Raw genomic sequence first — 5671 nt, forward strand, 5'->3', positions numbered from 1 at the left:
CGGCATGACTGGAAAAGCTTACCAAGCATGATCGCTGTCACCGCCAAAAGAGAAATCGATAACAAAGTGACCGAGGAAATACGCTATTTCATCAGCAGCCTTGATGCGAATGATCCAGAGCGATTAGAGCGTGGGGTGCGGGCGGCATGGGGCTATAGAGAACAATTTGCACTGGGTTCTTGACATAGCCTTTGATGAAGACAGCAATCGGACTCGCAAGGGACATAGTGCTGCGAATCTGGCTGTTATCCGGCATATCGCCCTGAATCTGATCAAGGCCGAAAAAACATCCAAGGTTGGCATCAAGACCAAGCGTTTAAAAGCCGGATGGGATAATGAGTATTTAGTAGCCTAAAAAAAATAACTTGAACACATCATGCTATATTCACGGATACTCGAGGCTTAGTTTTGTAATTCCATTCACCGCGAAAGCCCTTTCTTTCAATAGCCAGTTCGGCAAGCTCCTGGTCCGACACCTTGATGCCTGCCTGATAGGGGTTTTCATCAAGTTCAGCCTGAATCCGCAAGCCGACCGCTGTGGTCGTGTTGCCGATCAGGTTCACCACGACTTTCCGGCTAAGCAGTGGGCGCCCACGCCAATTCTGGGTGATGTGACAAAACATGCGATGCTCAATCTTGTTCCACTTGCTGGTTCCGGGCGGGAAATGGCAATCCTGAATGGTCATCCCCAGTTCGTCTGCGAGTTTCTGCAATTGTACACGCCACAAGCGCACCCGGTAACTATTGCTGCCTCCACAGTCGGCTGTGATCAGCAGGCGTTTGGTCTTGGGATAAAGCGGTTGCCCCCTCTCCCGCCACCAGCGGCGGATACTTTCGACGGCCAATTCAGCGGTGTCGTGATCAATGCCGACACTCACCTAACCTTGGTTGGCGGTCAGGTCGTAGACTCCGTGCGGCGCCACCTTGCCCAAGTCAGGGTCGATGAAATCGTAAACGCGAACCTCTTCAGGCTTTCCTTTGGGCTGCCATTCCTGGCCACCGTTCGTGAAATCGCCGATCAACTCCTTTTTCTCGGTATCCACCGAAATCACCGGATCGCCAACAGCCTGACACTGCGCGACTTGACTGGCAATATGCTGAAATTGCTCCTCGCGGTCAGGATGATTACCGCCCTCTCGCGTCTTGCGCGTCGATTACAGGCTGTAACCCATTTGCGCCAGCAGGTCACACACCGTCCGCTGACTGACCGCATGACCTTGCGCCTGCAACTCTTTCGCCAGTCTTGGGGTGCTCTTGCACGTTCAGTGCAACGCTACCATTGGGTCTCCGCGAGAAGTCGGATCGACCATGGCATCCAAATCCCGCAACAGCGTCGGATCTTTACGGGTAAGTTTCTTTCGTCCGCCTTCCGTGGGTGCGCACCCGTTGATTGGGCGCAGGCAGGGTAGTCAGGGTGGTATGATCCAATTCCGCAAGGCCCGCGTCAATCGTCGTGCGGGAAATCCCCACTGCTTTGCACGATACTCACGCCACCCCGACTCAGATCACGAGCCTCGACGGCGGCCCGCAACCGCAGAGTCGCTTCATCCAATCGAGCCGAAAGGGCTTGGTATTTGTTTGCAATCTTCGTCACATTATCCATACGGCAACGATAGACACAATCGCATAAATGTTCAAGTTATTTTTTCTAGGCCACTTATGTCGGGTTATTAGGATAATTTAAGCGCGATTGCCCTGTCCCTCAAGCTCTTCCAGCTTTGGTAGCGTGATCCTTATGTCGAACTCACGTTCATTCAGTTGATTGTATGTGATAGAAGTCTATGAAAAGCAGCACATCTCACTATAATTTTTTACAGCTATGGAGTTTTGGAATCATACTGTAGACATTTAGGATACAAATGATTGTAAACTACTCAAAGATTTCTAAATTGTAAAATAGCTTGGGGCGATTGATTTCTGAGTAAAGAAGTTTGAAAAAACTTTATTCAAATATTAATATTTATTTATATTCTACGATGGATAACTAAATTTTTTCAATTTAGCATAGAAAAGAAAAGCCGCCACAGATTCACCGTATAACGTTATTTGTGGCGGCAGTTTATGTTTATTATTTGCTTTTAATAAGATAACAATTCAAGAATGCTCAAGAATGCCATAACAGTTAAAATAAAATAATACTCTTTAGATAATTGCATAAATTTTCTCCATCAGAGTTTTCTTCGTACTTCAGATAACCATATAAATTATATGGTCTCTATGAAGGCATATGTTAACAACAAAATATTTAAGAAATAAGCATAATAAAATGAGACATATTGTGGATTAACAGGATACAGTAAAGTTACATCTCATTCCATTTCCCAATCAAAAATGGTGCGAAGGCGAGCATGCCTCTGGCCAGTGAAGGCCATGACACGATGAATCCTTATCAAGTTTTGGCTGGTGTGATGATGCCGAACTTGATCAGAGCCTTAATCCAATGCGGAGCATTACGTTGGACAGAGAGTGCTTTATAGTCAGTGGTTGAATCCCGGTAATATTCGTGCCGTTTGAGCATGAAGAAGAGAGTGCGTAATATTTTTTGGCCGATAGCCACGATCGCGCGTTTATAGCTCCGCCGGAGAACGAGAGACTGGAACTTCGATTTGAACACCGATCGGGTACGACTGGCGGCATGAGCGAACTCGCAAAGTAGTCGTCGGACATAGGGGTTGCCCTTGCGGGCACGCCCAGATTTGTGTTTGCCGGCGGATTCATGGTTACCGGGACAGATGCCGACCTTTGATGCCAGATGACCGGTGCTGCCGAAGGCATTCATGTCGATGCCCATTTCGACGAGCAGCCTAGCTGCGCCCATGAGGTCGACGCCAGGCAATGTTTGCAACCGTGCCAGCGTACTCTGTTCGTCCTTAAGTTCATCCAGAAGCTTGTTATCGAAACGGGCGATATGTGCTTCGATTTCCTCGATGTTGTTCTATGAGTTCGTCGAGCACAAAGTAGTGGCTTGCTGTCAGCTCCTCCTGCAGGGCGTCGAAGATTTCCTCACGGCTGGCCTTGAGCCGCCGACTGGCGAATTTGAGTACCTCATGTGGCGATTGTCCGGCGATGATCGCCTTGACCATGGCCCGGGCAGATTGACCATGCAAATCGCTGACGACGACGCCAAGACGGACGCCGCCCTCAGTCAGCACTTTGTGCAAACGGTTCTTCTCTTGAGCCAACTGACTGATCAGTTTCTGTCGCTGACGGGCAATCAGACGCAGCTCACGTAGTCTCACCGGCGGTATAAACGATCCGCCTAGCCAAGCCAGCGTGCGCCAGTGTCGCCAGCCAGCGGGCATCACTCACGTCCGTCTTACGCCCCGGCACGTTCTTGACGTGCCGCGCATTCACCACTTTTGCCCGAATAACCACTATTTCTAACGCAGAAAACGGGCTCTTCCAGTCAATACCTGTGCTTTCCATGACAACCTCGTCGGGGTGAAGCCCCGCCACCCAATATGCCAATTCCCGGCGATCACATTTGAACGTACCAAACTGCCGTGGCTCGATGCGCGTACTACCATCGGCTTCCTCGATCAATGCACAGGCCGTGATTTGCGCCTGATGAACATCTAGGCCAACCACGCGTTTGTACAGTGCAATCAATTCCATATTATCTCCCGTCGATTTATACTCAAGAGTGGAAGGGGTGAGTGCCGGTACTGAATATGCCTGAAGGTGACAAGTCACCAGCAGCCTGTTTAGCGTGCGCTCTCGATGGAAGCAATCCGGGGTGCGAGTCAGCCCGGCAGATCACGTTAGCCCGAATATTGCACGAGCATCAAAAATAAGAGCAAATTTGCCAGAAACTCATTTTCCAATTGGATAAATCAGATCTCTATTCAAAATTTGTTGTGATGGAATGCGTTTTTCTGTGGATTTTGTTGGAAATTATGACAAAAAAGAGGTTTTTCTTGGTTAACAGGCATAGCACATCCACCACATTGCTGTTTTATGCGGTAAACGGCGACTCATAATCCTGGGAATAAGTTACCCAGAAGAAAGTCTGGCTGCGGCTTGGAAGAACAGTTTTTGGTAGGGACAGCTACTTGCAAGTAAAAAGCGAATACGGCGGGTATTAAGTAGGACAACGGCACCGATTTTGATCAGTTTGAGGCGTAATGTGCTCACATAGGCTTGAGCCAGTTCTGTACCTTGCAATGCAAGGCGCCATATGGTTTCCAGCAGGATGTAAGCCAGCGAGGACAGGAGTAGACGAAATTGATTTGCCCACCACCGATGGCGACTGGTGCGATCTGCAAACAGATCGAGCTGTTGTTCCTTGATACGATTTTCCATTTCACCGCGTAATGAATAAAAGCTTATCATAGAGAAGCTGAGGTTTGCCTGTCAGATTGGTGACGACATAACGTGGATTACTGCCTTTCTCTGTATGTTCAATTTTAACGATGATGCGCCGTGTCCGCTTCCAGCTTTTTGCAGTATATTGAAACTCGTAAAACCAGCGTACTTTCTCACCGGATGCGACATACTGCTTCTCTGCTGCTTGCTGCCATTGCGCAGTGATCTCATTCAGTCGCTTGTTCTGGGCGATACCCACGATGTAACCCACCTCATCCCGCTCACACCATGCCAGCATTCTGCGGCGGCAAAAACCACTGTCGCCTCGAAAAATGATACAAACTGCAGGCCAGCTCTGCCTGAACCGTTTTACCAGCAACGACAGAATGGCCCAGGCATGTTTTGCCCCATCAATATGGCTTCGCCGCAGGTAGCTTACCAGCAGTTGATCCTGGCAGAACACATACACGGGTAAAAAGCAGTAGTGATCATAATAGCCGTGAAAGAAGCGGCCCTCCTGTTTGCCATGGACTGCATCATCGGTGGCATCAAAATCAAGAATCAGTTCTTTAGGTGGCTGTTTGAATGAAGCCATAAACCGCTCTATCATTACTTGATGAACATGCCAGGCCGTTTTGTCGATTCGCCCGATTCTCCCAGCGACATAAGGTGGAACAGCTCGCCAATACCTCTTCACGTTCAACAGCTGATTGAATCGCCAAATCATGGCGTAATTTCTGATGATCATTGAGATCTTCATAACCACATGCCACCCCATAAATCCGTTGGCGCAATAGAGTCAAAATATCATGCTTGCAACTTGCCTGCCGACGATTATCTTCCAGCGCTTGAGCAACAGCTTTGCTCAGCCCAATGCGTTTATCCGCCTGGCGCAATAACATGACACCATCATCTGAAGTAATATCTCCACCCTGGAAATTTACTTCAACAGTACGCTTCTTTACCTCTGGAAAATTAAATGATTCCTGGGTACACTTTGTCACTGGCAATTCCTTTTCTTTATTCAGCTTAGGTAACTGAATTATAAAGATTTAATGGGGAATTGCCACTTCCTTTCGTGCAATATTCGGGTTAGAATCGGGGAATCAGATCACCAAAATCTATTACGATCTCTACCCACCACCTTCCACCCTAATGATCATTGCAGTTGCCGCCACCCCTGATGATGAAAGAAACTACGTATTGGAAGGTGGCGATAGAGGTTGTTCAAATTTTTGGTGGTTTAACCCCGCAACCTAACATAATCCGCTGAACTGACTCGCACCCCGGATTGCTTCCCCATAGAGAGCGCACATTAAATAGGCCGTTGGCGATTTTGCCTTCAGGCACATTCAGTTCTGGCATC

General features: G+C 48.4%; 1 protein-coding gene and 4 pseudogenes. 2 read left to right on the forward strand and 3 right to left on the reverse strand.

Features of this window, described 5'->3' with window-relative positions; translation table 11 throughout:
• Both BM122_RS25615 and BM122_RS25620 read left to right on the forward strand, forming a co-directional pair.
• A pseudogene (locus BM122_RS25615) lies at positions 1-183 on the forward strand (hypothetical protein); the annotation flags it as partial.
• Entirely contained in the window at positions 167-355 is a 189-nt protein-coding gene (locus BM122_RS25620; RefSeq protein ID WP_256212250.1) for a hypothetical protein, read from the forward strand. The pseudogene BM122_RS25615 and the gene BM122_RS25620, both read left to right, overlap by 17 nt.
• A gap of 19 nt (positions 356-374) precedes the next feature.
• On the opposite strand, the pseudogene BM122_RS20035 reads toward BM122_RS25620, so the two are convergent.
• From BM122_RS20035 to BM122_RS20045, 3 pseudogenes are all read right to left on the reverse strand, one after another.
• A pseudogene (locus BM122_RS20035) lies at positions 375-1603 on the reverse strand (ISAzo13 family transposase).
• Between the two features lie 786 nt (positions 1604-2389).
• Positions 2390-3615: pseudogene (locus tag BM122_RS20040) on the reverse strand (IS110 family transposase).
• Positions 3616-3993: 378 nt separating this feature from the next.
• Positions 3994-5309 (reverse strand): annotated as a pseudogene (locus BM122_RS20045) (IS1380 family transposase).
• Positions 5310-5671 lie beyond the last annotated feature (362 nt).

Source organism: Nitrosomonas communis (assembly GCF_900114745.1).
Lineage (GTDB): Bacteria > Pseudomonadota > Gammaproteobacteria > Burkholderiales > Nitrosomonadaceae > Nitrosomonas > Nitrosomonas communis_A.